This is a genomic window from Paenibacillus eucommiae (assembly GCF_017874215.1).
Taxonomy (GTDB): Bacteria; Bacillota; Bacilli; order Paenibacillales; family NBRC-103111; genus Paenibacillus_AI; species Paenibacillus_AI eucommiae.
Window position 1 is genome coordinate 184,746 of sequence record NZ_JAGGLB010000017.1, and the last position, 23,962, is coordinate 208,707.

Consider the following 23,962-nt stretch of genomic DNA (forward strand, 5'->3'; position numbering starts at 1 on the left):
AAGGATAATTACTTCAATATTAAAGGGGAAATGACGATTATGACAGAGCAAATAAGAGCGCGTCATACTGAAGCCGTGAAGCGGAGCGGATATTGGCCGCTTCGCACGGATTGCAACGATAGGACGGAGCAAGAGCGCCATGGTGTGCCACAGTCGATACGATTTGAGGATGGCGCTGCCCTATTTAACGGCAATGACTCGACCATTGTGCTTCCCGACTTGACAGAAACGGATGGAACGCTTCCCTTTACCATGTCGCTGGAATTCCAGGTTGACGATGAGGGAGGATTTCTACCGGGTGGACTGGGAAGCCGTTTCTCGAATGAACGGATGGAAGGCTGGCACTTATCGGTGCTGACTCAAGCCGGAGTCACATCTTCCCAGCCGAACTGGCGCAATCTGCAGTTCGGCTGGAGCACCGGGAAAGCGGCCGATGTTTGGAAGGATTGGGGATCCCCGGGGAACAGCCGCTTTATAGGTGCGTTATGCGTTTATTCCGGCGATTTATACGCAGGTACGTTCGACGATGCGCGGGACGGGAAGGGGCGGGTGCACCGTCTTGACGAGGATGGTTCCTGGGTCGATTGCGGCAATCCCGATAACAGCAATATGGTTATGTCGCTAGTAGAATATAAGGGACGTCTCTATGCGGGTACGATGCGCTACAAAGCGGGCGGATCCCAGATAGACGGATCTGCCAATGTGGAACCCGGCGGACGCATATATCGTTATGAGGGCGGTCAATCGTGGACGTTGTTCGCCGAGCTCCCGGTCGAAGGCAACGATAGCGTAGGAGCGATGACGGTGTACGATAACCGGCTGATCGCCATGTCATTTTACCCGTACGGAATATTCGCGTTCGACGAGAATGGAGATTGCGAGCCATTAGGCGCTCCGGGGCCGGAGGGAACTACCCGGACACATACGCTTGCGGCTTTTCAGGGAAGATTGTTCGTCGGCTGCAATGAGAGCGCCGGCGTTTACAGCAGGACTTTGCAGGATCCTTGGGAATACTGCGGGAACGTACCCAATTGCGATCAAGTTTATTGCTTCTCCGTCTATCAGGATGAATTTCTGATGGGCATATGGAGAGAGGCCCGCATGTACAGTTATGATGGCGGCACACAATGGAGCGATCGGGGAATGATGGCATCGGAGCTTGAGGTGATGGGCGTCTCTGTATTTAACGGAAAGCTGTATGGAGGTACGCTGCCTGGAGGCCATGTTTACCGGTATAACGGGAATTCTGATTGGGAACTGGCAGGCGTACTTGAGCCTCAGGATCCCTCAATCAAATATCGCCGGGTGTGGTCGATGGCGGTCTACAAGGGCCAATTGTTCGCAGGAACGCTACCAAGCGGCAAGGTATGGAGCTTGCAGAACGAACCGCTGGCAACTTGCGATTCCAGTCTGTCCGGGCAGTGGCATCGGGCTACGGTTACTTACGATCTTAAACAGCTCTCCCTCTATCTGGACGGACAGTTTGTTTCTTCGGCTCCCTTCCCGGATAGTGACCGCCCTACATTGAGCGGAATCCCGCTTGTGCTGGGCCAAGGTCCGCAATGCCATTTCTCGGGCAAAATCCGGGAAGTGGAAATATACGATGGTGCCTTGTCTGCAGAGGAGATTGCGGACATGTATTCATGATAGTACCGAAGACGAGGCTTTATTACTGCGGTCTACGGGAAAAAGTGGGATAGCCGGCTAATGGGTCGCTATCCCCCCCATACGATGGCTGGGCCCTATAGCCAATGTCTCATAGATGTGATGGAAGCTGCGGCGGCGTTCTAGAGCAGTATCTCTGATGTGGCGGCGGTGACGAACACCGGGATCGATGAAGCACTGAAGGTTGGTAATGACGTAATCACGGCAACGTATGGGCTTTAACAGACAGCTGTATTTGAATTAAGCGTGCCGGGCGATGGTGAGCAATGCCCGTTTGATCATTAAATCTAGCACAAAGAACCTGGAGGGTTTCTCCGGGTTCTTTGTGCTAGGACTACAAGTTAGTTTAAATTTTTTAGGGAAGAGCAGCCGCGCAGCAGCCTGCCTCCCCCGAATTGAGTTTGTGCTTGACTTAACGATGTTTTTTTGATCGTTAAAGAAGTGTTTCCAGATCAATCAGTCACGTTAATGATGATTTTCATCGCTAAAAGAGGCCGGTGGGCGTCTCGGGGATGGAAAAAGGCATTTTAACGATGTTTTTCATTGTTAAAGTAAGGTTGTGGAGACGAACTGGTGTTTTTAACGATGAAAAACATTGCTAAGTAGCAGTTCTTTATCTCCAGCACCTTTGCTGGCTAGGAATCAGCTCCAGCCAAGAGAAAAGCCCTTGCTGGCATCCATTTGAGCCTGGTGTTTGAGCGATTGTAGCTGGATAAGCTCCAGCCATTCCATCCGCAGCGCACCCAAGTTTCGAACACGCTCATCAAGGACACCACTAGGTATAGGGCAAAGTTGAATCATGAAATCTTTGAGGAAGTCCGAATGTTCATTGTAGAAGAACTCAAGGTTACTTGTATATAGTATGATCTATGTGTTGGATATTGTATTATGGATAATGAACGACTGCCTCAATAGGTATTTTATATAGAACATAGGAGGATTACATGGCCTGGAGCAAATTGAAGCAACAATTGGAGAGTTTTCTCAGTCCTGCGTTACATGGAAGGGTAGAATACCGTTCAACCAGCTACCGTTACTTACCTGATAAAGCAGGGCATTGTTATATTGCGGTAGATAAAAAGAACGTACTCAATATGAGTGATACAACTACCATGATCAGATGGTATCAGACGGATTTGGAAATTAAGAATGATTCAACTATCCAAATTCCTATCTACAATGAAGAGATTGAAGCAGTCAGAAAAGATACCAAGGGGCTAGTTCCGGAGGATCGTCTAAAAGTAATTGCAAGAGGTAGAAAAATATCAGAATATGCAAAGGAGCTTTTGTCAGCACAGTCAGCATTAAGTAAATCAAATTTTATCGTTGTAGCTAATAAGTTTTTATCCACTTCTATAGAGGAAAGCATAGAGAGCAACGATATCTTATTGAATATTCTAGCTTTGGTGGACAGACGAGTTGGAAAAAAGCGAATTTTAAACATGACCGAGAAGATGAAGGTAAAGCATCCAATTGTGCAGTATTTTTATGAACTAAGATTTAGTACGTTATGAAAATAAATAATTCATTCACCTCCAATCGGGAGGTTTTTTTCATGAGCTTATTAGCAGAAAGTATAAGTTTTAGGATGCCTGGAGTGAAAGGAAATATTCGTATGGTGCAGCTTTACAGTGATGAAGTGATCGGTGTGACGGTTCATTCACCAAGGGAATCAGAAAGGAAACACAGATTTCCCTATCACTACTATCCCCTTCCCTCAGGAAGCAGCCTCTATGGGCAGTCCTTTTGAGCGTGCGATTCACTTGGGCGATGTTTTTCATCGTTAAAGTAGCAGGTCCTTCTCAGCTGCGTGCTCTTCATTCCTAGCGCTGCACCCGCTAGGAAATCTCCTCCAATCAAGATAAAAAGCCTTGCTGGCTGTCCGTTTGAGCTTGGTGTTCGTGTGATTCGTGCGATTGTAGCTAAAGAGAGGGAATGGCTGTGGGTGGAAGAGCGTTAGCGTCCGCCTTTAAAGATTTGTTCCCACCTCCTCATCGATTCCATTTAAGGGAACAAATCTTTAACAGCGGCTGGAGCCCACAGCCATTCCCTCCGCAATGCACCCAAGTCACGAACACGCACATCAAAGGACGCCGCAAGACGTTTTTTTCATTTGCAACTTCAAGTGCTGAGAAAACCCAAATAGTTGCAGACAAGGATACCCGCCGATATATACGAGGAAACAGCTGCATATCTTATAGTAGTAGTTGTATCGCTTGTAACAAATTTCAAAGGGAGAGGATGGGATATGGAAATATTTCCCGGATATCGAATTACGAGTCCGTATGGAATGCGGCTGGACCCGATTACAGGTGTACCGTCATTTCACACGGGTATTGATATGGTCAAGTTTCACAGGGCTCCTATCTTTGCTTTTGCCGCTGGTGAAGTGGTACATGCTAGAGAAGGGGTTACGGGAAGTGGTTTTGGAGGATTTGGTAATGTGGTTGCGGTGAAGGATGAGCGAGGGGCACTTCAATGCTATGCGCATTTGGACAGTATTTCTGTAAAAGTGGGACAAAAAATCGCAGAGGGGCTGGAGATTGGCAAGCAGGGTATGACAGGGCGTGTTACAGGCTCTCATTTACACTACGAGGTGCGGAAGACGTCATCTCCGAGCTATGGATTTGGGACGCATACGGACCCGTATCAATATTTGCTAGAGCTTGGAGAGGAGGAGTATAAAGTGACAGCGGAGGATGCCAAGAAGATTATCCCGTTCCTGAGTGCTGCTTATGAAGCGACGAATAGTAAGGAGGCACGTGCGGAGTTTAACAGGCTGGCAAACGAAGTGCGCAAGGTGGCCGGGCTGCCTCCTGAATAGGGGAAGTAAGCTATAGCGAGCAAGCGATACGAATTGAACTGAACTGTCTACTCGAAAGGGTAGGCTTTTCCTTAGCAAGGAGGAGGGCATTCGATGAGTTGGCTAACAGATATCAGGCCTATTTTAGAAACTCTGTCTTTTTTAGCAAGTATTTGTTTAGCGGCAACGATAGTTATTGGATTAAGGCAGCTTAAGCTTTTAAAGGAAGATATGTTTATCAAAAATAAAAGGGCTTCCGTTGAAAAAAGCATAGAATTTCTCAACTGGTTTGCTACAGATTTCCTTCCGAAGCATGATGAATATGTAAATGAAGTTAAGAAAAAAGAAGCGCCGCTATACGAGGGACCCAGAAATGAAAACTTTGTTTTTGATAGCAATTGTAATTTGAGCATGGAGCCGATTAAAGATCATTTGCAAAAAAGCATTGACAGCCGCGGGGCTGATTTGTTAAATCAATTGGAATATTTCAGTGCAGCTTTGCTCAGTGGATTGGCCGATGAGGAGCTGGCTTTCAATCCGCTTGCCCATATTTACTGTTCGATTATTGAAGGGCTGTATGTTGTCCTGTGCTACTACAGGGATGAGGAAAGTAAAACGATGTTCACAAATATCGTCACCCTACATAAAATGTGGAAAGATCGTTTGGAAAAAATGAAGATGGAAATAGCCAAAAACAAACTGATCGATGATATATCTAAAATCAAGGATACACGTATAAAAGGGATCGGGCTGTAAGCCAATTAAGCTGATCGGAGCGTGATTGTATGAAACAAAAGAAATTAGCGAGCGGAGCCGTATTGATTGAAGCATCAACGAAAAAAAAGAGCAGCACCACCAGCGGCCCGCCCTCTAAAAATAAATCCACCACGCAATTATTGTCTGATGCTTTTAAAGCCCTTGCAAAGGTAAAGTAAGTTTGTAAAATTCACTAGTGCTTGTTAAGCACATGGAAGATTCAGAAACAGATAGGGTGCGTTGGTGCGCCCTATCTGTTTTCTTTTTGTGCTGATCCGCCTTCAGAATTTGTATCACTATCAGATTGATAGGCGATCACGATGATATTCTCCGATGTTTGCTCCCGCAACTGATCCTCGAATGCTTCAAGCTGATTAATTAGGTTCGGATTTAACTCTGCTGGCTTGTAGTCCATACCTTTTCACACTCCTTATCATGATGATCTAAGTGTTAGCTGTATGCACGATAGTTATACACCTGTTCTATGCACCCGTTGTATGCACCGTTCTTTAGGGGCTGTCTTCATCCGGAAAAACATCGGGTTCGCTGCTGCCCATGCGGTATTGGGTCGGAGTCACTCCATGGGTTTGTTTGAACAGCTGTCCGAAATAACTGACATCGGCAATTCCTACTTTTTCCGCTACCGCGGCGATCGTCAGGTTGGGGTCAGGGAGCAGCTTGATCGCGAGCTTAATACGAAATTGGGACAAGTAGTTCATAATGGTTATCTGGTACGTATCTTTGAAGGTGCGGCTTAAATACTGGCGGCTGATGTTCAGCTTTTTTTCCAGCCAATCAAGCTGTATAGGCTCAGCGTAATGCTGATGCAGTTCATCGAGAATTTGGCGGGCTAGCTGTGCGCGGTTAATACTGACCTTAGACTGGGGGACGCCTACAGACTTAAGGACTTCCGGTTTTGAAGCCAACACATTGCGGATAATGCGCTCTACCTCGACAGCATCCACGGGCTTAAGCACGAAGTAATCGATATGCAGATCGATCGCCCTTTTGGCATATTGAAATTCATCGAAAGCGGTGACGATAGCAATGGCCGTGTCAGACATGCGCGACTTGATTGCCGCCGAAACATCCAGACCATTCAGGCCAGGCATACGGATATCCATAAAAATCAAATCGGGCAAATAGCGTTCGAACTGCTCCAGTGCTTCATTGCCAGAGCGGGCCATATCAACTACAACTGCCGGCAATTGGCTGTCCACAACAATTTTGTTTAACACTTTTCGCTCTATCGGCTCGTCGTCGGCAATCAGAATGCGCAGCATAATGGTTAATTCCTTTCCATAAAAACTGTACCTGATTCAATATTAATATATCTGATAACCATATGCATCTTAAAATCGAACCTACTATTATGAAAATAAGAAAGGTGAGCCGGGATACGGACTGAGAGGACGAGTCACTCTGCCGTACTCCGATTCCATTTAGGGTTAAGATATTAATGAAAACGGTTTCTATTTTCGGATGTAAATGAGTAAGAGATTTACTACAATGTAAGTACAATAAGTTTGTAAGTTAGTATTAGGAGCTCACATAACTTTAGATCTAAAAAAGAAGAGGTGCTGTTCATGACTGATACAGCTGCAAAAGTGGATGTGTTTAACTGGAATCTTCCACGGTTCATGCCGGTAGAAGTTGCTGTATCCGCAAATGGCGTTGAATTGAAATGCTGCGGAGAAGTGGTTGCTTTAAAAGGCGCGCTTTTTAAAACGCAGTCGGATTATGAACTTAACGAACTATGGAGGTTTGAAGAATATCTAGGACAAGAAGGACATCAGGGACAAAAAGGACAAAACTTCAGGGTGCTTTCCTTAGATTTAACTGCTGATCGGCAGACTATTTTACATAAAGTATCCTGGTTTGCAGGGGATTGGGAAGCTTACGATGAAAAGCTCGTTCATTCCACAGCGCTGCAGGATAACTTCTTGTTTCTCAGAAAAGGAAAAATATCCTTCTTTTTATCCTTGGATTTTCCAAGCAGTCAAATAAATCAAGACGGGATCTCCTATGAGCCTTGGGATCAGATCGCGGCCAATGAAACGTATACTTGTCATACTGTAAGTGTGGGCGCATGTGTATTGTCGGGCGTTAAGATCGGTGATTATGATCGTTCTGAGATTGAAGCTTTGAGCTCCTATATTGAGCAGCGTTTTCCACAAAAGTTCGAGCGTCCGGTTACGGGGATTACTTGCATTACGAATGGGATGACGGATGTTAGCGAAGGCCGGATTTTTTATTCGATGTATGATAATCCAACACTGCTGCTTGATCCGGATGTTTTGGAGCGGGAGATTGACCTATGCGCGGAAGCAGGCTTCGAGTATTATCAGGTATTTGAAGGTGTTTTTGATTGGCCTGATGATGATACCAAGATAGGTCATGCACTGCGAAATTTGGTCAAGTACGGTGCGGATCGGGGAGTGCGGGTTGGCGATTACGTACATCCGGGCGAGCTGTACTGCCCGCATTATAATTATGAGCACCGTCATTTGGACAAGCCGGAATGGCGTCAATTGAGCGCGGATGGGACGCGGGGGCAGCTTTGTCTGGGCTGTAAAGACTATGCGGATTTTTTACGGGATCAGGTTGTCTCTCATAATCGTAAGTATAATGAACAAATGGTTTGTTTGGATATGCTGGATATAGCGCCCTGCTACAGTACCACTCATAATCATCCTAAAGGCGATGTGTATCATCAAGTACGGGGGCTTGTTGATCTTATGGTATCGCTGGCAGCCCTTCATCCGGAGTACCTGATCTGGTCGAATAGCGGCAATTGGCTGGAGTTTATGCCTAAGCTGGTATGGTATAACCCGAATATTTATTTGACCGATCCTCATGTTCGGGAATACTCGCCTAATTTAAACATGTTGAAGCTTATGGGCGACACTCGGCGGGAACAGATGGTGACCTTTCACAATACTTACTTTGTACCTTATCGATATTACAGCAATTGCGAATATTATTTTGTTAAGCGCAGCCGGGTGTCAGATTTACTGTTTTTTGAATATAGCATTCTCCAGGGCCTTGCTGTGACGCCTAATATTTTTATGGGGGAATGGAGAACATTTCTGGAAAGAATCCCTTCGGGCAAACGTGCCGAGTGTGTTGCTTTTATGAAGAAATGGCTGTCCTTTATTAAAAGCAATTTTGATGTTTGGAAGCATACGAAGCAGTTTGGAGACGCGCCAAGTATCGGGGGAATGGAAGCCTACTCACATGTCGAAAAAGACAGAGGATTTCTTTGTTTCGTGAATTCAAATCCTTTTCCTGGAACGATTCGTTTTCAACTGGATGGATCTATTGGACTTGAGAAAGAAGCTTTATACGATTTATTTGAAATCTACCCCATGGAATGCCCACTAGCGGAACAGCCTTTACCGTACGCTGCGTTTGGTGACTTCATTACGTTTGAGCTTCCGGCCCATAGTGTGCGTTATATCGAGATAAAACCTTACGTGAAGCCTGACAGCTTGAAGGTATTGGGTCTTCCGGCTGAAATCACCCAAACAGAACAGGGGTATCGTTTATTGCTTAAAGCTCCTCAAGGAGAGCAAGTTCGGCTGGGGCTCATATTGCCTGACGGCGAAGCGGTGGAGCAGGTTTTTGCTCAGCAGGTGCCAACAGTTCCGATGTATACTTTTCCAGCCGCGGCACAGCTTTATGATGCTGCTGCTAGCACTAACCGTAACGTGGCTCAGGTGGAAGTTACCTTTCCAAGAATCAAGGCACCTCGTGAGCTGACAAATTGGGTCATGCAGCCTGGCAATATGGAGGTGAAGCTTCCGCAGATGGAGAAGTCACCCTTCCTGGGTGCGATAGTTCAAGGCGCGTATTCGGAAAATTATGAGGTATGGCTGGATGTTGTGGTGAAGCAGAATGATCCGGAGCCGAGCCAGTTGGAACATAGTGATTTGAAGGAGAATGATTCGGAGCCGGGCCAGTTGGAACATAGTGATTTGAAGGAGAATGATTCGGAGTCGAGCCGGTTGGAGCATAGTGACTTGAAGGAGAATGATTCGGAGTCGAACCAGTTGAAGCAAAATGAGCTGACGCAGATTCATGCACTTTCTATGCCTGAGCAGGATGAACAATTGTTTAGTGGCAAGACGCATACCTTCGAAACTGATTTTGATCTTCCGTTTATGGGGTGGGATTCTTTTTCGCCGGGCTATGGTGATGATGCTGTTATTGAATTGGCGTTTACCGATCCTGGGCGGGTGAGCGAAATTTCGGCTGCGATCAATGGGGAGCCCATCGAGGTGCGGCGTTATCCTTACGCTACAAATAAGGCATGGTATTCGTATTACATAGTGCTTACAGGCAATGTTAAATTGGGCAAATTGAAGTTATCCGTTAAGATCGATTGGGTGGATTGAGTCGCACTGAAAATTTCATAGGCAAAAAAAGAATTTTGTAATAAATAATAGCCCTGTCCATGTTTATGGTCCAGGGCTTTATCTATTTAGTGCCGAAGCAGCTAAGCAGCTTATGAAATCAAGCCTTCTGCTATTTTACCCATGGATAGTTGCGGTATGGAGTCATGTTCCAGCAGAAAGGGGCCCCTTCCATCCCCTTCCATACTTTTAATGATGAAAAACATCGTTAAAGAGCCAAATTTACAGTCCATACCTGCTTTAGCGATGAAAAACATCGTTAAAACTCCAGAAGTCAGCCGAAAAGCACGCTCATGGCACATTTAGTGATGAAAAACATCGTTAAAGAGCTAAATTTACAGTCCAAGCCTGCTTTAGCGATGAAAAACATCGTTAAAGGGAGGAGTGGGCAGGAGGCTGGGGCATTAACTGGTGGGGGCGTGGACTTGGTGGCAATTTTGGTAAGGATGTAAGGGCGCAAGGGTAGAAGGTGTAATATGTGTGATCATGATTGTCTAATGATGCATTGGTGCGCTGGTGTAATGAGGTGATTAGGTAGTAAAGTGCGGATATTATGCTTAAAACGTATGGATTTAGTCTGAAAAGTGACATGATTTGTGTATTGAAGAAACTCCCCGAGTCATTTTTCTCGGATTTAGCCATAAGCTATGTGAAACATAGATTTTCATCTCATCACTATCCCTAAGGCTCAGGATAAACACTTTACTGGCAGTCCGTTTAAGGTAGCAGTGTTCCTGCTCAGTAGGTTGAAAGAGAAAATGAACGATGGGTGGAGAGCGCCAGCATCCACATTTAAAGATGGGTTTCCTTCCGCTGCTTGGATATATTCAGGGAACCCATTGTTTATTTTCTCCTCCCAGCTCTAGGAGCCTTACAACAAAGGACGCCACTAAGTGTTATTTTTCATAAATGATCATGCTGTTCCCTGCGTTATGTGGCATAATTATATAAGAGCTACCATCATAAAATCGAATCTATTCTTATAATATAAGGAAGGTGCACCAGGATGGATGAGGAACTGATCAGGGAATGGACTGACGAGCTGTATGCGCTGACGAATGAGCCGGACAAGCCGGAGGATATCCGCTATCGTTTCGATATGGAGCTTTTTACCCGGCTGCGGCAAACCTTTGTGACGGCAACAGGTCTTAACGGCAATATTGTAGATTCGCAGGGAGACCTGATTACAACGATTATGAATGAACGGGCGCCGAAGTTTTGTCTGATGGTTCAATCCGTGCCGGAAGGCAAGCAGCGCTGCTTGGGTTCTGACCGTCGGCTGACTGCCCACTCGATTGCCAAAGGGGAAGCGGTAGTTTGCCGCTGTCATGCAGGGCTGTACGACTGTGCCGCACCGATCCAATTTCAACGAAGCGGCATGGGGGCGTTTGTTACCGGACAGGTGCTGCTGCAGCCGCCAACGGAAACCTTTGTGGCTGAGGTTGTGAGGAGGGTATCGGACCTCGGGCTTGATCCCGTGGAGTTAGCCAAGGCAGTCTGGGAGGTTCCGCAGATCAGTGAAGAGAAGCTGAAGGCGGCGTCCGAATTCATGCAGCTGCTTGCCGATTATATTGAGAAAAGTCTGGAGGAAGCAGAGTCGAAACGGAAGGAAGCGGAATGGCGTTCTCTGCTGCGTGAGATGGAAATGAAGGTCGTTCAGGCAAAGCTGCACCCGCATTTTTTATTCAACATTCTAAATCTGATTTCCGGACAGGCACTGCTTGAAAATGCTGTAAAAACACATGCAACCGTCAACCAGCTATCCAAAATGCTGCGGTATATGGTCAAATCCTACAAACCGCTTGTAACGCTGGAGGAGGAGCTGGAAAATTTAGATTCTTATGTTCTTTTGCAGGGATTGCGGTTCGAAGACAGGTTGACGCTACATCTGGAGAAGCCGGAACAAGCGCTGAGGAGTGTCAAGCTCCCAGGTCTGACGCTGCAAATTTTAATTGAGAACGCTATTAAGCATGGTATTGAGCCCAAGGAGGGGCCTTGCCGGATTGAACTGCGAATTCGGAGAAATGAAGACTATCTGGTGATCGATATCGAGGATGATGGGGTAGGGATGGATGCAGGAGAGCTTCTGCAGGTGAACAGCAAGGATGGCGATTTCTCCGGGATTTTGTCGGGAATCGGGATGATTCGCAAGCAGTTCGACTATTATTATGGCGACGATTTTGAACTGCGAATTGACTCCAGGGAAGGGCAGGGCACGCTCGTCTCGGTATCGCTTCCTCTTGTTATAAACGGATGAGTTCATATTTTTGGAGTTCATATTTTTGCAACAAGGATTAAATAAAAGCTGTTTGTTTGTAGTTGATTGTATTTTCAGAATATTGGTTTCGATTCTCAGATTGCAAGCGCTTCCCGGGCTGCTATAATCTAATCAACTCGAATTATTGATAGGATAGTCTGAGGTTGAAAACGTCGTGGAGGGATAAACCATTATGCTTACGAAAATTGCAGTAGCTTGGAAGCAGGGACCAATTCAAGGCCGAATTGATGTCTCGGACGGTGTTGTCATTAACGGTACTGTAAGCAGAGGGAATGGCAGCTGCTCGCAGGATAAATTTGAAATCCATGCCTTCGCGGAGAAAGCGGGGCAAGAGGCGGCGCAAGAGGCCGGGCAGGAAGCTGGACAGGGGCGGCTTGAGCTGGTGATCGAGACTGCCGGAGCACGTACAGACAATCCAACGCTGGTGATGATTGATAGTGATGTAACACCGTTCAGCTTTTTTCTGCGGGATGTAAATAAGGCGTATCCGATTTATATTCCTGCATACGGAATTATCGTAACGGACGCGGAGGATGAACGGTCATTTACGCAGATTGAGCAGGACATTACCAGTCAAGGACTGCTTACAGGACAGGGACAAATGGAGCTGGAGCCGGAAGAGAGCTACGAGGAGGCAGCCAAACACACACGGGATCTTCCCGGGCAGACGTGGCTCGGCTTATCCCGCGATATTCGCATCTTTGGTGTTGGATTCCGCGGCATCGGCGGTGAGGAGCGGTTATGGGATTGGGTGCAGCCGAGATTTCACGGCCATGAGGTGCCGCTGCCCGAAATGGCCGATGAGCCGGTCAAATACCGCTATTTGCTTGGCCGCGGTATCGGCTGTACGGACGATATAACTAGAAGGCTGGAAGAGGGCGTCCTGCCGATCTTGCATACGTCCATTAAGGACGACGATATTGTGTACAATGCGACCTCTTTTGTCTCCTATGAGCGCAGCCCGCTGAATGAACAGACCCTGCGCGGCACGCATTATCTTGTGGCCGATGGATATGGTCACGGGCATATGCTGACGGATGAGCAAAAGAGCAGTCGCGATGAGCTGCTCGCTTCTGAGATGAATCAGGATGAAGAAACGGTTCTGTACTTCCGTGCCGAAGCGGTTAATACGGCCAGGGTTCCCCGCTATGCCTGGTTCAAAAATATTGTGCCCAACGCTTACATCATGAATAATGACAAAACCTATACGTTTGACCGGGAATACGGCTATATACAGTTCTCCGAAGATCGGGTATGCGGTGTTTCCAAGCTTAATGGACAGCCGCTAGCTAATGAAGAAACAGCTATCCTTATTCAACCTGGAGAGACAGCGGTATTTGAATTTTCTTTGCCGCACCGTCCGATATCCAGAGAGCGGGCTGATGGTCTGGCAGCCCAATCCTTCACGGAGCGGCTGGCAGAATGCCGTGAATTCTGGCATGGCAAGCTTGCACAAGCAGCAAGAATAAAGCTTCCGGAAAAGCGGCTTGATGAAATGGTTAAAGCAGGCTTGCTTCATCTGGATTTGGTTGCCTACGGCCAGGAGCCGGCAGGGACGATTGTACCTACTATAGGGGTGTATACAGCCATTGGTTCGGAAAGCTCTCCGATTATTCAATTTATAGATTCAATGGGCTGGGCAGATATAGCGAAAAGGTCCTTGATGTTTTTTCTCGATAAGCAGCATGAGGACGGCTTTATTCAAAATTTTGGCGGCTATATGCTGGAAACAGGCGCAGCCTTATGGAGCATTGGCGAGCATTACCGCTATACGAGAGACGAAGCGTGGATTGCCGAGGTCAAGCCAAAGCTGATCAAATCATACCGTTTCATCGAGGCATGGGGCGAGAGGAACCGCAAGGAAGAGCTCAAGGGAAAAGGCTATGGAATGCTCGAGGGGAAAACGGCAGATCCGGAGGATCCCTTCCATTCTTTTATGCTGAGCGGCTATGCTTATATTGGCCTGAGCAGGCTTGCTGAAGTGTTTGCCGCTTCCGATCCGCAGCTGTCTGCTGAAATTGCAGCATCAGCGGATGAGTTGAAGCAGTATATTCGAACTGAATTTTTCGGTGTGGTTGCACGTTCGCCTGTTGTGCCTCTGGGTGACGGGAGCTGGGTTCCGTCCGCACCGCCTTGGGTGGAGCATCGCGGCCCGCTGTCTCTATACGCCGAAGGCGGCAAATGGCTGACGCATGGCTCGTTCCCTGCCCGCGATTCTCTGCTCGGCCCGCTGTATCTCGTGCTGCAGGAAGTATTGGCGCCGGATGAGCCGGAGACGGGCTTTATGCTGAATTTCCACAGCGAGCTTATGTGTACACGCAATGTAGCTTTCAGCCAGCCCTATTATAGTATTCACCCTTGGGTACATCTGAAGCGCGGAGAAGTAAAGCCTTTTCTCAAAGCTTACTACAATGGCTTTACAGGGCTTGCAGACAGAGAAACCTATACGTTCTGGGAGCATCACTGGCATGCCAGTCCGCATAAGACGCATGAGGAAGGCTGGTTCCTGATGCAGACGCGCTGGATGCTGTACATGGAAGAAGGCGAGACGCTCCATCTGCTGCCGGGTATTCCGAGAGTATGGCTGGAGCATGGCAAGGTGATTGAGCTGACAGAAGTAGCCACTTACTTCGGTGCTGTTACCCTGCGAGTTGAATCCCATTTGGAGAAAGGAGTGATTACAGCCACAATAAGCAGCTCTTCAGGACGGCTTCCTAAATCGGTAACGCTGCGGCTCCCCCATCCGGATGGTCTCTTGCCGGTACATGTAACTGGAGGTGCTTACGCAGAGGACAAAGAAGCTGTATGTATGGATGATTTCACAGGCTTTGCGGAAATTAGCTTGCAGTATTAGAGCATTTGCAGCCCTTATCAGCCCATATACAAGGAGGATCTAACATGAAAACAAGGAAAAGGAAATGGCTTGCCGGTATTACGTTATGTATGATGGTCATGTCTTTGCTGCTTTCCGCTTGTTCGTCTTCCAATCCAGATTCGAATTCAGGTTCCAACTCAAATTCCAATTCAAGTTCAAGTCCAAGTGCAAATCCTAAGGATGAAAAAGCGACCATTCGTTTCTCAACTTGGTACGGGGCTGGGGATATCGAAATCTGGAAGGAAGTCATCAAACGTTTTAATGTAGATTATCCGAATATTACAGTTAAATTTGAACCGCTGGATTTCTCAGCCTATTGGCAAAAGCTGCCTACACAGCTGGCCTCCAAATCGGCTCCGGACGTGATCGGGATGCATGTCGGTATCGTTTACGGCTATGTTGAAAAGGATCAGCTGGAGCCGATGGACAGCTATTTGAGCACAGGCGAGCATAAGATCGATGAGCTTCCTGAGGCGCTCGCTGCAGAAGGACAATGGCCTAAGGACAGCCCTAAGCAGTATTCGCTGCCATGGCGTTTTACAGGTGGAGCCCTGTTCGTGAACAGGACGGCGATGGAGGAAGCGAACGTTGCTTATCCGGAAAATGGCTGGACGATAGACGAGTTTGTTGCTGCCGCGAAAAAAATGACGAAGCCCGGCCGCTATGGCTTCCTCATTCCCGGATTTTCCATGAACGCCGGTTTGATGGGGGCGTTCGGCACGGAACCGACAACAGCCGATAAGCTGCACAGCAACTACAATTCTCCTGAAGTGCTGGCTTACAAAACGTGGCTGCATGATCTGATTTACAAAGACAAAGTGGCACCTAATCCGAAGGATGTAGATAGCAAGCTCGACCCGTTTGTATCGGGAAAAGTAGCTATGATGCTATCTGGCGCCTGGAATTTGCCCGTGTATCGCAAAATAGAAAACTTTCAATGGGACGTCGCACCTATGCCGACGAAGGATGGAAAGTCCAAAACATACGCCGGTCCGGACATGATGGCTATGACAAAGGATGGCAAGCACAAAGAGGCTGCCTGGAAATTTATCCAATTTGCTGTTTTTAATCCCAAGGCGCAGGAGCTGCTAAGAACGACAGGGCTGCCGATGCTGAAAACCGATTTGGCCAACGATCAATTGGTTGGTGAGATCGCTGCCCAGAAGCCTGAACATATCAAAACGTTTCTGGACGGTGCCGCGCAGGATGGGATTGGCTATGCGTTTACGAAAAAGTTTTTTGAAATCGGCGGCTTTGAAAATGATGCGGACGTGAAGATTTTGCAAAACGCGAATGCGGACATCAAGAAAGAGCTGGATAAGCTTCATGAGCAGGTGAACAAGGAATTCGAGAAATAAGTTCGGAGGTATTGATATGCAGAAGAGCGAGATAACGGCTCCTGTAATCATAAGGCAGCCGAAACGGAACAAATGGATCAGCGAGGATGCCAAATGGGCATTCTTGCTGCTCATTCCTTTGTTTGTGGGAATTGGACTGATTTATTTTTCCACGATCTTTGGCTTCGTGATGAGCTTTACGAGCTGGGATATTGTGCGCAAAGCAGAGTGGGTTGGCCTGGACAATTACCGTACTTTGGCGTCGGACGAACTGGTATGGAAGGCGATGCGGAATACCTTAGTATTTCTTCTTATTTCAACACCTGCGAAGCTGATTATTGGCCTCGCGCTAGCGATTTTGCTTAATCAGAAGCTGAAGGGCATTTCTTTTTTCAGACTGACTTATTTTTTCCCTACTGCTTGCTCCGTTGTGGCGATTGCGCTTGTATGGGGATATTTGTATGGTACGGATGGTTTCCTTAATACGCTGCTTCAGGATATCGGGCTTTCCAAAGTGTACTGGATGGACGAAAATCATGCGATGGGCTCCATTGCTATTATGAGCGTGTGGGGTGGAATGGGTTACATTGCGCTGCTGTTTCTTGCCGGTCTGCAAAATGTTCCGACGGAATATTATGAAGCGAGCTATGTGGATGGGGCCTCGAAGCTGCGTCAATTCTGGAACATTACGCTTCCTCTGCTGACGCCAACCACTTTTTTTATCGTGGTGACGCAATTGATTGCAGCCTTCCAGATGTTCGGTGAAGTGTACCTGCTATCCGGGCCTCTGGATTCTACCCTGACGATCGTCCAGTATATTTTCAATGAGGCTTTCCAAGGCTTTCGTATGGGCTATGCTTCGGCTTTGTCGTATGTATTGATTCTCATTATTTTTCTAATTACAATCGTGCAGCTGAAGCTGCAAAAAAAATGGGTGCATTACGATTTGTAAGGAAAGGAGAGTGTCATGGATAAAGCCAACAGCAGTATCGGTAAATGGCTGCAGTACGTGCTTCTTTACGGGGTAAGCCTGGTTATTCTGTTCCCGTTCGTCTGGCTGCTGCTTTCCTCGTTCAAAGACGATATCGAGATTATGTCCGGCAATCATTTGATTCCCAAAAATTGGACCTTCCAAAATTATGTAACGATTATGACGGATATTCCAATGCTCTCCTTTTTCAAGAACAGTATGTTTATCAGTGTGCTTGCGACGGCCGGAGGAATTCTGGCCAGTGCCATGTCCGCCTTTGTGTTTGCCAAGCTGATGTTCAAGGGACGCAACACACTGTTCACGATGGTCTTGGTCGTGATGATGATTCCTGGTGTTGTGACGATGATACCGTTGTTTATTATCATTAAATCAGTTGGCTTAATGGACAGCGTGTGGGCACTCATCCTGCCCAACTGGACAGGGTCGGCGTTCGGTGTGTTCTTTCTGCGCCAGCATATGCTGTCGATCCCGCACGAGTTGTACGAGTCGGCTAAATTGGAGGGCTGCAGTCCGCTTCGTGTTTTTGCCTCCATCTATCTTCCGCTTGTGAAGCCGGCGCTTGCCACACTTGCGGTATTGAATTTCATTGCTCATTGGAATGATCTCCTTGGACCGCTCATTTACTTGAATTCACCGGAGAAAATGACGGTTACTGTAGGGATTTCCTACTTTCGCGGGCAGTACGTAACGAACTATCCGGTTGTGCTTGCTGGGGTATTTCTCAGCTTGCTGCCGACTTTTATCCTTTTCCTCTTCGCGCAAAAGCATCTGACAAGAGGGATGCTAATCAGCGGTTTGAAGTGACCGTTGCAGCCGGCACAGGGCTGGGAAAACTAATTTATAATGCTTGATAGCGGCAGAGAGTCTGAGATTTAGAAAAAACTGTTATAAAGAGGCTATTTCAGAATGAGAGAGTCTTTGTCATCAAGCCTGCACTTCATCGTATGCTGGAGCCGCTAGGAAAAATTTAAACCACAATGCGACTTACCATCGTGTTGTGGTTTTCTTTTTGACCACGGTTGTATCTATTTCTTACTCGCTATCGTAACTATTTTAATGACGATGCACTATGGCCATAATAGCTTCACACTCGAGGTCATACCTTACAAAAAAAGCCCAAATAAAGTAAAAAAAAGAACTCGGGACAAATACCCACCATAAAATATATAAATCTAAAAATAAAGGAGGAAATGAAGATGTATTTTTGTAACATTCCCAATTCGTATTCTAATTACAATAAACATGATCTTTATAATGAATATTTAAACTACTTCTATCAGCGCCCAAATTATCACTACACACCTTATTCAAGTGATTCTTCATATAGACAATCACTAGGTGTAGTGTGGCATGAGAAAGAAGGTTCGTGGAATGGTGAATGGCGCCGGCGAGGAGATACTAATATATTTGATGCAAAGTGGACTTCGGGAGGATCAATGGTTACAGCTATTTTGACGGTTCACTTAGCTGGAGATTTTGTTACTATTCAACGCCGAAACAGTAGTGATGGAAATAACTGTGACTATACTGGTACTTTTAGCCATGATGGGAAGACCGTATCAGGTACTTATATTTGTCAAGGAAGACAATACCATTGGAATGCTAATATATATCACCGAGACTCAGACGTGCCCTTAGGAAGATACTGGGATGAACATGAAGGTTCATGGCATGGACAGTGGCAGCGGCGGGGAGAAAGTAATATTTTTGATGCCAGATGGACAAAAGGCGGATCAACTGTAACAGCTATTTTGGAGATGCATCTAGTTGGAAACTCTATTCATATCAGGAGACTAAGTAGCAGTGACGGAAATAATTGTGTATATCAAGGCTCCATTACTGGAGATGGAACTGTTAGTGGTAATTACAGTTGTGGTGGTCGAACCTACTCTTGGAATGCAACGATACATTACTAAGTTAATTGTTTTACAACCGCCGTTGCGCCTAAGTAACGGCTTTTTCCGTGGTTTATTAATTTATATTTAGATTTAAATGTAGTACCTACAGGAGAATTGACTCAAAGGGTTTCGATGAACCTTAAGGAGCATTATCTAATGAGTCGATATTGTATGAAGATGGGAAAATGAAAGCTGGAGATCGCATCAGCTTATCTTTTGAGCTATGTTAATATAATAGTAATAAAAAAGATACTTAGAAAGGGTAAATCCTTTCATGCGGCGTATTACATTTATGTCTAAATTATTCTTAAAAGAACCTCTGTGGTTTGAAATTCTAATTTCGACAACTTTGCTTATTTCGATTATATTCAGCAGTTCATTTTTTTCAGACACTTATTATCAAGTTGTGCCAAATTAGCTGCGGCTATCTTTTTTTTTTGTTCCTATGGGATTAAAATGCGGAGGAATCTTCGAATTTCTGTCATCTTTTTTGCCTTAGCCGTTTTATGTATTTATCTTACTTATGACAGCTTCAAATAACGGGCAGGTTTACGTAACAATTTCTATCTGCGTCTAAGAACTCGAATTAATTCTTGATTGCAATGAAAGGGCTGGATAACCAAATGTCGTACATTGTTCGTGAGTATGAGGAATGTGATTTGGATCAGGTTTCGAGCATTAGCCGCAGCGTATATGATAATAAAGCAGGGTCCTTTTCAATTGTTTCAAATTTACAGGATAAACGTATGCTTAGGAAGTATGTTGTTGCTGGTGAAGATGGGCAAATAATTGGGTGTGGTCTTTTATGGGAGCAATCAACGAAACCTTACTTAATACTCAAAGTAGAGATTTTATTCTCAGATAATGAGAACTTAATGGGTGCTGATAATTTGTATACATATATCGAGAATGATATTAAGATTATTAATCCCAATGTGCTTCAGGCTAGAATGTTTGATGACCAAGAACACTTATTGGAGTTATATAGAAATAAAGGATTTGCAAAAAATCATAGTATGATGCATGACTATTTAAATGTAACAGATTATGAACCTACGCCAAATGCAGAACTTGAGAATAGATTGCGTTTGCGAAATATCTTTCTCACAACACTATCAAAAGAACAGGTCTCTGACATCAATTATTTTCAGAAACTGCAAATGCTTAATACCAACACATGGGCTGACTATCCAACAGATCCACTGTTACCCCCATCATCTCCTAGTGATTATTGGCTGAGTCATGAGGATAATATTCCTGATGCATACTTTATTGCAAAAATAGGTCAATTATATATAGGCTACAGTCATCTTATGAAAATGATTTTTAATTCAAATGATTTAATTCAAGGCCTCACCGCTTCATTAAGAGAATTTCGTGGTATAGGGATAGCTACAGCCTTGAAAATTAAAGGGATTGAATATGCAAAGAGGAATGGATACAACGGTATCTTTACTTCGTACCGAAATACCAACATTTCGATGGGAAAGGTAAATAGAAAATTAGGTTGGCGCCCCAATTATTGTGAAGTCAGATTAGAAAAAATACTGCATATTAATTAAATCTAGGGGGAGAGGTTAAGTGGAAAATATGTTCCCAGTAACGCATTCGATTTTATCGCAGCACGCACTTGCTTCTGAAATATTACCATTGTATTTTAGAGAATCAACGCCTAGTTGCCGGCTACTTGTACGCGGTATGAACGATACTTATCTCATCCGATCCGGTGGATCTGAGTATATATTACGGGCGTATCGACATAATCATCGCAGCTTATCGGATATTTTACATGAACTTGATCTTTTACAATACCTTCATGGACAAGGCGTAGGGGTCTCTACCCCTTTGGCTCGATACGATAGCCAATTTTTAAGCGAAGTATTGGCGCCAGAGGGAAATCGATACCTCGCTGTATTTACATATGCCCCGGGTACTTTTAGACCGCTCACATCTGAAATTGCCAGAAGTTACGGGCAAGCTGCAGCAAGGCTCCACAGAGCAATGAAATTTTTCGAATCCAACTATCACCGCCATCACATCAATTTAAAGTACTTATTGGAGGATCGAGTGCCTTGGATTCTACCATTACTTAATCACCGACCTAAGGATCAATTATTTGTAAGTCAAATAGGGCACTTTCTTCAACAGCAAATAGACAAAATGTCTCCTTCTTTAAATTGGGGATTATGCCATGGCGATTTAAATGGTGGCAACTGTCATATCGATAACGACGGAAGAGTGACATTTTTTGATTTCGATTGCGAGGGGCCCGGATGGCCAGCTTATGATGTTGCTGTATTTAACTGGTCTGTTCGGGATATGCCCGATAGGAGCGTTGCACTTAAACTGTGGCAGGAATATTTGGATGCTTATCAGAGCGAAATGCCCTTATCAGCAGCAGACACTACCGCAATCCCTTACTTTGTTGCCGCTCGGCAAATATGGTTAGTGGGTCTACATTGTGAACATGCAGATGAGTGGACTTATGGAAACCTGAATGACGCTTACTTTGATCGTCGGCTTAGAATTCTTCAGGAGTTAGTTAAGGAACAAAAATGGGATATTATGGGATGGTGAGAATTAGGGTTCAGCTGATCTGCAAAACCTCTGTTGCCGCGAGAATGTTGACATTTGAATTCTAGTTAACTAAGATTAATTGAAAATAAATTTAGCTATACATAACGAATAACATTTTAATAGATAAAGATATCAGGTGAGGTGGCCAGTGGAATTTATTAAATTAAATTGCCCAAATTGTAATGGGAAAATTGAATATAAAGAAGGGCGAACATTCAAATGTCCTTATTGTGAAACTGAATTATTGTTGAAGGAGAATAAAGTCTATTTTGTTGACCAAACGATTAATAATTATTATGGGACGCCTCCAGCTCAAACAACAACACAACCAAAGGCGAATGTAAAATGGTTATTCATCGTTTCCCTCGTACTCATGTGTTCAATGGTTGGATATTTACTTTTGACTAACAATCGATCAGAAGAAAGCAACGATGTCAAATCATCTGTTCGAACAGTGCCTGAAAGTGAAGTCCTCCTGTTCTTTTTAAAAGATATTTTCAACAAAGGTGCAGCCATGCCTACAGATGAAGAAATCGCAAGTATACGTTATTTGTCTACTCGCTTGTACGAAGATCAGTGGCACTTTGCTTATAGTTTTGATGATCCATTTACGAATGAGCAAGCTCAAATGTCCGACTATGTAATTACGGATAAGATATTGAATACACAAAGAATTGAGCAAAAAGATCTTGAGGCATTTAGCGGTCTAACTGTTTTAAATCTGATGGAGGAATATGAAGTTTCGCAAAGTGAGAAAGTTAGTTTTCGACATATGCAAGGCTTAAAAAGTTATGGAGGCGGCTTTAACGAATCATTTAGCCGGTTTGCCCATTATTTTGGCGATAAAGCAAAAATAGTAGAACTCTCAACACAAATTCGAAGTAATGCTGAAATGGCCGTATTATTAGAGTTTCCGAATTTACAATCGCTTGAAATTACGTATGTCGATGAGTCTGTTACAGATTTTTATTTATTGAACCAACTGTCATTAAAATCATTATCTTTACAGTTTGTGAATGATTTGAAGTGGTTATCTTCATTAACTAGTTTGGAGTCATTAACAGTAAAGCATAGTGATGCAACAGATTTCAGTGCTCTCTATTCCCTGAGTCAGATGCAAGAGTTGAAGCTTTCGGCGGTAAAGAATTTAAAAACGCTTGATTTTATACAAAACATGCCTAACTTGCAATCTGTCGATCTTGAGCTTCCTAATATTACAAATTTAGAACGCCTTAGAAATAAGCTGTCATTGACGAAGCTACATTTATCTTCTTTAGGTCAATTGGGATCTATTGAGGTTGTGAATAGCTTGACTTCACTGACTGAATTATCGATAACCAGCTATTATGGATCTGTATCCTCATTCACATTGCCAAATTTAAAGAAAGCTGAATTATCTAATTCTTTCATAGTAAAGTTAAAGGCACCTGCTTTAAAATCTTTAACGGTTTACACACAAAGCGAAGATTTGAATGGGGCAGAGTTTGCGAAATACCCGCAGTTAGAACAGCTTTCAGTGATCGGGGGGACAGGATTTAGAGATATCCGTTCTTTGAATCGTCTGCCCAGTCTGCAAACCATAGATCTAAATGAGACATTTGTTTACGATGAAGCGGGTGCGTTATTCGATTTGCAGCATGTAAAAACGTTGAATTGTTATGCATGTAAGTTCGAATTAGATAGTCAGGATCCACCCTCCAATAATACACTAGAACATTTAACTTTAGATCAGGCATCTTTTCGAATAGGTAATGAATATTTAAAAGAAATGGATCAGGTAATGCCTTACTTTGCTAATTTGACAGCTTTACGTTCATTTACATTGCAAGACAGTTCCATTCAATCGTTAAATTTTATGAAAAATTGGCAACAAATTGAGGTGCTTCATTTAGAAAATAACGCTATTTCGAATGTAGAGCCTTTGGTGAATCTGCCCAATTTACAAAAGTTATATATTTTAGGGAATCAAGTGCAAAACAAGTCTGTTCTGGATAAGGGAATTTTGATTTATTGAGGTAACGAGCTTATCCAAAACAAGACGCTCTATGTGTTAAATTCTTTCATGTAGATGTTATCAGCGCTATTCAATGGGTGGGCGTAAATAGTACAACAAAGGAAGATGCTATCCCGGATCATGATTAAAATAATGCGATTCAACTAACGGAGAACGTTAGTTGAACGATACAAGGAGCAGTTTGCCGCGGCAGTTGCTCCTTGTTTTTATTAAGCTAACGGGCAGGATAGTTTTAAGAGTATGTTGAAAATTAATTGGTAAATTTATTTAGTCAGTTATTTAACTCATTCTTGGAGGTATCTGATGGAGCACCATGTACCTAATTTTCAGTATTTGATTCAAAGTACTTGACT

19 protein-coding genes are annotated in these 23,962 nt (G+C 44.6%); 16 read left to right on the forward strand and 3 right to left on the reverse strand.

Annotated elements, in window-relative coordinates; all coding sequences use genetic code 11:
- The first annotated feature begins 39 nt into the window (after window positions 1-39).
- The 6 genes from J2Z66_RS23365 (at window position 40) to J2Z66_RS23390 (ending at window position 5,403) form a co-directional block, all read left to right on the forward strand.
- Window positions 40-1,647, forward strand: a complete 1,608-nt coding sequence (locus J2Z66_RS23365) for a LamG domain-containing protein (RefSeq protein ID WP_209974899.1) — start codon at window positions 40-42, stop codon at window positions 1,645-1,647.
- Between the two features lie 962 nt (window positions 1,648-2,609).
- The gene (locus tag J2Z66_RS23370; RefSeq protein WP_209974901.1) at window positions 2,610-3,179 is read left to right on the forward strand and encodes an SF0329 family protein; all 570 of its coding nucleotides are present in this window, start codon (window positions 2,610-2,612) and stop codon (window positions 3,177-3,179) included.
- Window positions 3,180-3,220: 41 nt separating this feature from the next.
- Window positions 3,221-3,415 carry a hypothetical protein gene (locus tag J2Z66_RS23375; protein WP_209974903.1) on the forward strand — a complete coding sequence of 65 codons (195 nt, stop codon included), beginning with the start codon at window positions 3,221-3,223 and terminating at the stop codon, window positions 3,413-3,415.
- Between the two features lie 498 nt (window positions 3,416-3,913).
- Complete coding sequence (locus tag J2Z66_RS23380; protein WP_209974904.1) at window positions 3,914-4,489, forward strand: M23 family metallopeptidase; 576 nt, start codon at window positions 3,914-3,916, stop codon at window positions 4,487-4,489.
- A 93-nt stretch (window positions 4,490-4,582) separates the two neighbouring features.
- A complete protein-coding gene (locus J2Z66_RS23385) occupies window positions 4,583-5,224 on the forward strand; it encodes a DUF4760 domain-containing protein (RefSeq protein WP_209974906.1) in 642 nt (213 codons plus the stop codon).
- Between the two features lie 29 nt (window positions 5,225-5,253).
- Complete coding sequence (locus J2Z66_RS23390; protein ID WP_209974908.1) at window positions 5,254-5,403, forward strand: hypothetical protein; 150 nt, start codon at window positions 5,254-5,256, stop codon at window positions 5,401-5,403.
- A gap of 71 nt (window positions 5,404-5,474) precedes the next feature.
- On the opposite strand, the gene J2Z66_RS23395 is transcribed toward J2Z66_RS23390, so the two are convergent.
- Together J2Z66_RS23395 and J2Z66_RS23400 are read right to left on the reverse strand one after the other, a co-directional pair.
- Window positions 5,475-5,639, reverse strand: coding sequence for a hypothetical protein (locus tag J2Z66_RS23395; RefSeq protein ID WP_209974910.1), 165 nt, complete (start codon window positions 5,637-5,639; stop codon window positions 5,475-5,477).
- A 94-nt stretch (window positions 5,640-5,733) separates the two neighbouring features.
- Window positions 5,734-6,507, reverse strand: coding sequence for a response regulator transcription factor (locus J2Z66_RS23400; RefSeq protein WP_209974912.1), 774 nt, complete (start codon window positions 6,505-6,507; stop codon window positions 5,734-5,736).
- Between the two features lie 303 nt (window positions 6,508-6,810).
- On the opposite strand from J2Z66_RS23400, the gene J2Z66_RS23405 reads away from it, so the two are divergent.
- Window positions 6,811-9,621 (forward strand): alpha-amylase family protein, encoded by a 2,811-nt coding sequence (locus J2Z66_RS23405; RefSeq protein WP_209974914.1) that lies wholly within the window; start codon window positions 6,811-6,813, stop codon window positions 9,619-9,621.
- A gap of 110 nt (window positions 9,622-9,731) precedes the next feature.
- Here J2Z66_RS23405 and J2Z66_RS23410 read toward each other — a convergent pair whose 3' ends face one another.
- Window positions 9,732-9,896, reverse strand: coding sequence for a hypothetical protein (locus J2Z66_RS23410; protein ID WP_209974915.1), 165 nt, complete (start codon window positions 9,894-9,896; stop codon window positions 9,732-9,734).
- A gap of 749 nt (window positions 9,897-10,645) precedes the next feature.
- Here J2Z66_RS23410 and J2Z66_RS23415 point away from each other — a divergent pair.
- The 9 genes from J2Z66_RS23415 to J2Z66_RS23455 all read left to right on the forward strand — a co-directional run bounded on the left by J2Z66_RS23415 (window position 10,646) and on the right by J2Z66_RS23455 (window position 23,609).
- Window positions 10,646-11,896, forward strand: a complete 1,251-nt coding sequence (locus J2Z66_RS23415) for a sensor histidine kinase (protein WP_209974917.1) — start codon at window positions 10,646-10,648, stop codon at window positions 11,894-11,896.
- 193 nt (window positions 11,897-12,089) lie between these two features.
- Entirely contained in the window at window positions 12,090-14,771 is a 2,682-nt protein-coding gene (locus tag J2Z66_RS23420; protein WP_209974919.1) for a glucosidase family protein, read from the forward strand.
- A gap of 44 nt (window positions 14,772-14,815) precedes the next feature.
- A complete protein-coding gene (locus J2Z66_RS23425; RefSeq protein ID WP_209974921.1) occupies window positions 14,816-16,150 on the forward strand; it encodes an ABC transporter substrate-binding protein in 1,335 nt (444 codons plus the stop codon).
- A 16-nt stretch (window positions 16,151-16,166) separates the two neighbouring features.
- A complete protein-coding gene (locus J2Z66_RS23430; RefSeq protein ID WP_209974923.1) occupies window positions 16,167-17,081 on the forward strand; it encodes a carbohydrate ABC transporter permease in 915 nt (304 codons plus the stop codon).
- A gap of 15 nt (window positions 17,082-17,096) precedes the next feature.
- Window positions 17,097-17,924: a carbohydrate ABC transporter permease gene (locus J2Z66_RS23435; RefSeq protein ID WP_209974925.1), complete on the forward strand. Its 828-nt coding sequence runs from the start codon at window positions 17,097-17,099 to the stop codon at window positions 17,922-17,924.
- Between the two features lie 392 nt (window positions 17,925-18,316).
- Window positions 18,317-19,036, forward strand: a complete 720-nt coding sequence (locus J2Z66_RS23440) for a hypothetical protein (protein ID WP_209974927.1) — start codon at window positions 18,317-18,319, stop codon at window positions 19,034-19,036.
- A 605-nt stretch (window positions 19,037-19,641) separates the two neighbouring features.
- A complete protein-coding gene (locus J2Z66_RS23445) occupies window positions 19,642-20,580 on the forward strand; it encodes a GNAT family N-acetyltransferase family protein (RefSeq protein ID WP_209974929.1) in 939 nt (312 codons plus the stop codon).
- Window positions 20,581-20,608: 28 nt separating this feature from the next.
- Window positions 20,609-21,595: a phosphotransferase enzyme family protein gene (locus J2Z66_RS23450; protein WP_245375784.1), complete on the forward strand. Its 987-nt coding sequence runs from the start codon at window positions 20,609-20,611 to the stop codon at window positions 21,593-21,595.
- A 148-nt stretch (window positions 21,596-21,743) separates the two neighbouring features.
- The gene (locus tag J2Z66_RS23455; RefSeq protein ID WP_209974933.1) at window positions 21,744-23,609 is read left to right on the forward strand and encodes a leucine-rich repeat domain-containing protein; all 1,866 of its coding nucleotides are present in this window, start codon (window positions 21,744-21,746) and stop codon (window positions 23,607-23,609) included.
- Window positions 23,610-23,962 lie beyond the last annotated feature (353 nt).

Bases quoted from the DNA above. Each gene is read 5' to 3' on its own strand.
- J2Z66_RS23365 (WP_209974899.1), top strand. From the start codon at position 40: ATGACAGAGCAAATAAGAGCGCGTCATACTGAAGCCGTGAAGCGGAGC.
- J2Z66_RS23370 (WP_209974901.1), top strand. From the start codon at position 2,610: ATGGCCTGGAGCAAATTGAAGCAACAATTGGAGAGTTTTCTCAGTCCT.
- J2Z66_RS23375 (WP_209974903.1), top strand. From the start codon at position 3,221: ATGAGCTTATTAGCAGAAAGTATAAGTTTTAGGATGCCTGGAGTGAAA.
- J2Z66_RS23380 (WP_209974904.1), top strand. From the start codon at position 3,914: ATGGAAATATTTCCCGGATATCGAATTACGAGTCCGTATGGAATGCGG.
- J2Z66_RS23385 (WP_209974906.1), top strand. From the start codon at position 4,583: ATGAGTTGGCTAACAGATATCAGGCCTATTTTAGAAACTCTGTCTTTT.
- J2Z66_RS23390 (WP_209974908.1), top strand. From the start codon at position 5,254: ATGAAACAAAAGAAATTAGCGAGCGGAGCCGTATTGATTGAAGCATCA.
- J2Z66_RS23395 (WP_209974910.1), bottom strand. From the start codon at position 5,639: ATGGACTACAAGCCAGCAGAGTTAAATCCGAACCTAATTAATCAGCTT.
- J2Z66_RS23400 (WP_209974912.1), bottom strand. From the start codon at position 6,507: ATGCTGCGCATTCTGATTGCCGACGACGAGCCGATAGAGCGAAAAGTG.
- J2Z66_RS23405 (WP_209974914.1), top strand. From the start codon at position 6,811: ATGACTGATACAGCTGCAAAAGTGGATGTGTTTAACTGGAATCTTCCA.
- J2Z66_RS23410 (WP_209974915.1), bottom strand. From the start codon at position 9,896: ATGTTTTTCATCGCTAAAGCAGGTATGGACTGTAAATTTGGCTCTTTA.
- J2Z66_RS23415 (WP_209974917.1), top strand. From the start codon at position 10,646: ATGGATGAGGAACTGATCAGGGAATGGACTGACGAGCTGTATGCGCTG.
- J2Z66_RS23420 (WP_209974919.1), top strand. From the start codon at position 12,090: ATGCTTACGAAAATTGCAGTAGCTTGGAAGCAGGGACCAATTCAAGGC.
- J2Z66_RS23425 (WP_209974921.1), top strand. From the start codon at position 14,816: ATGAAAACAAGGAAAAGGAAATGGCTTGCCGGTATTACGTTATGTATG.
- J2Z66_RS23430 (WP_209974923.1), top strand. From the start codon at position 16,167: ATGCAGAAGAGCGAGATAACGGCTCCTGTAATCATAAGGCAGCCGAAA.
- J2Z66_RS23435 (WP_209974925.1), top strand. From the start codon at position 17,097: ATGGATAAAGCCAACAGCAGTATCGGTAAATGGCTGCAGTACGTGCTT.
- J2Z66_RS23440 (WP_209974927.1), top strand. From the start codon at position 18,317: ATGTATTTTTGTAACATTCCCAATTCGTATTCTAATTACAATAAACAT.
- J2Z66_RS23445 (WP_209974929.1), top strand. From the start codon at position 19,642: ATGTCGTACATTGTTCGTGAGTATGAGGAATGTGATTTGGATCAGGTT.
- J2Z66_RS23450 (WP_245375784.1), top strand. From the start codon at position 20,609: ATGTTCCCAGTAACGCATTCGATTTTATCGCAGCACGCACTTGCTTCT.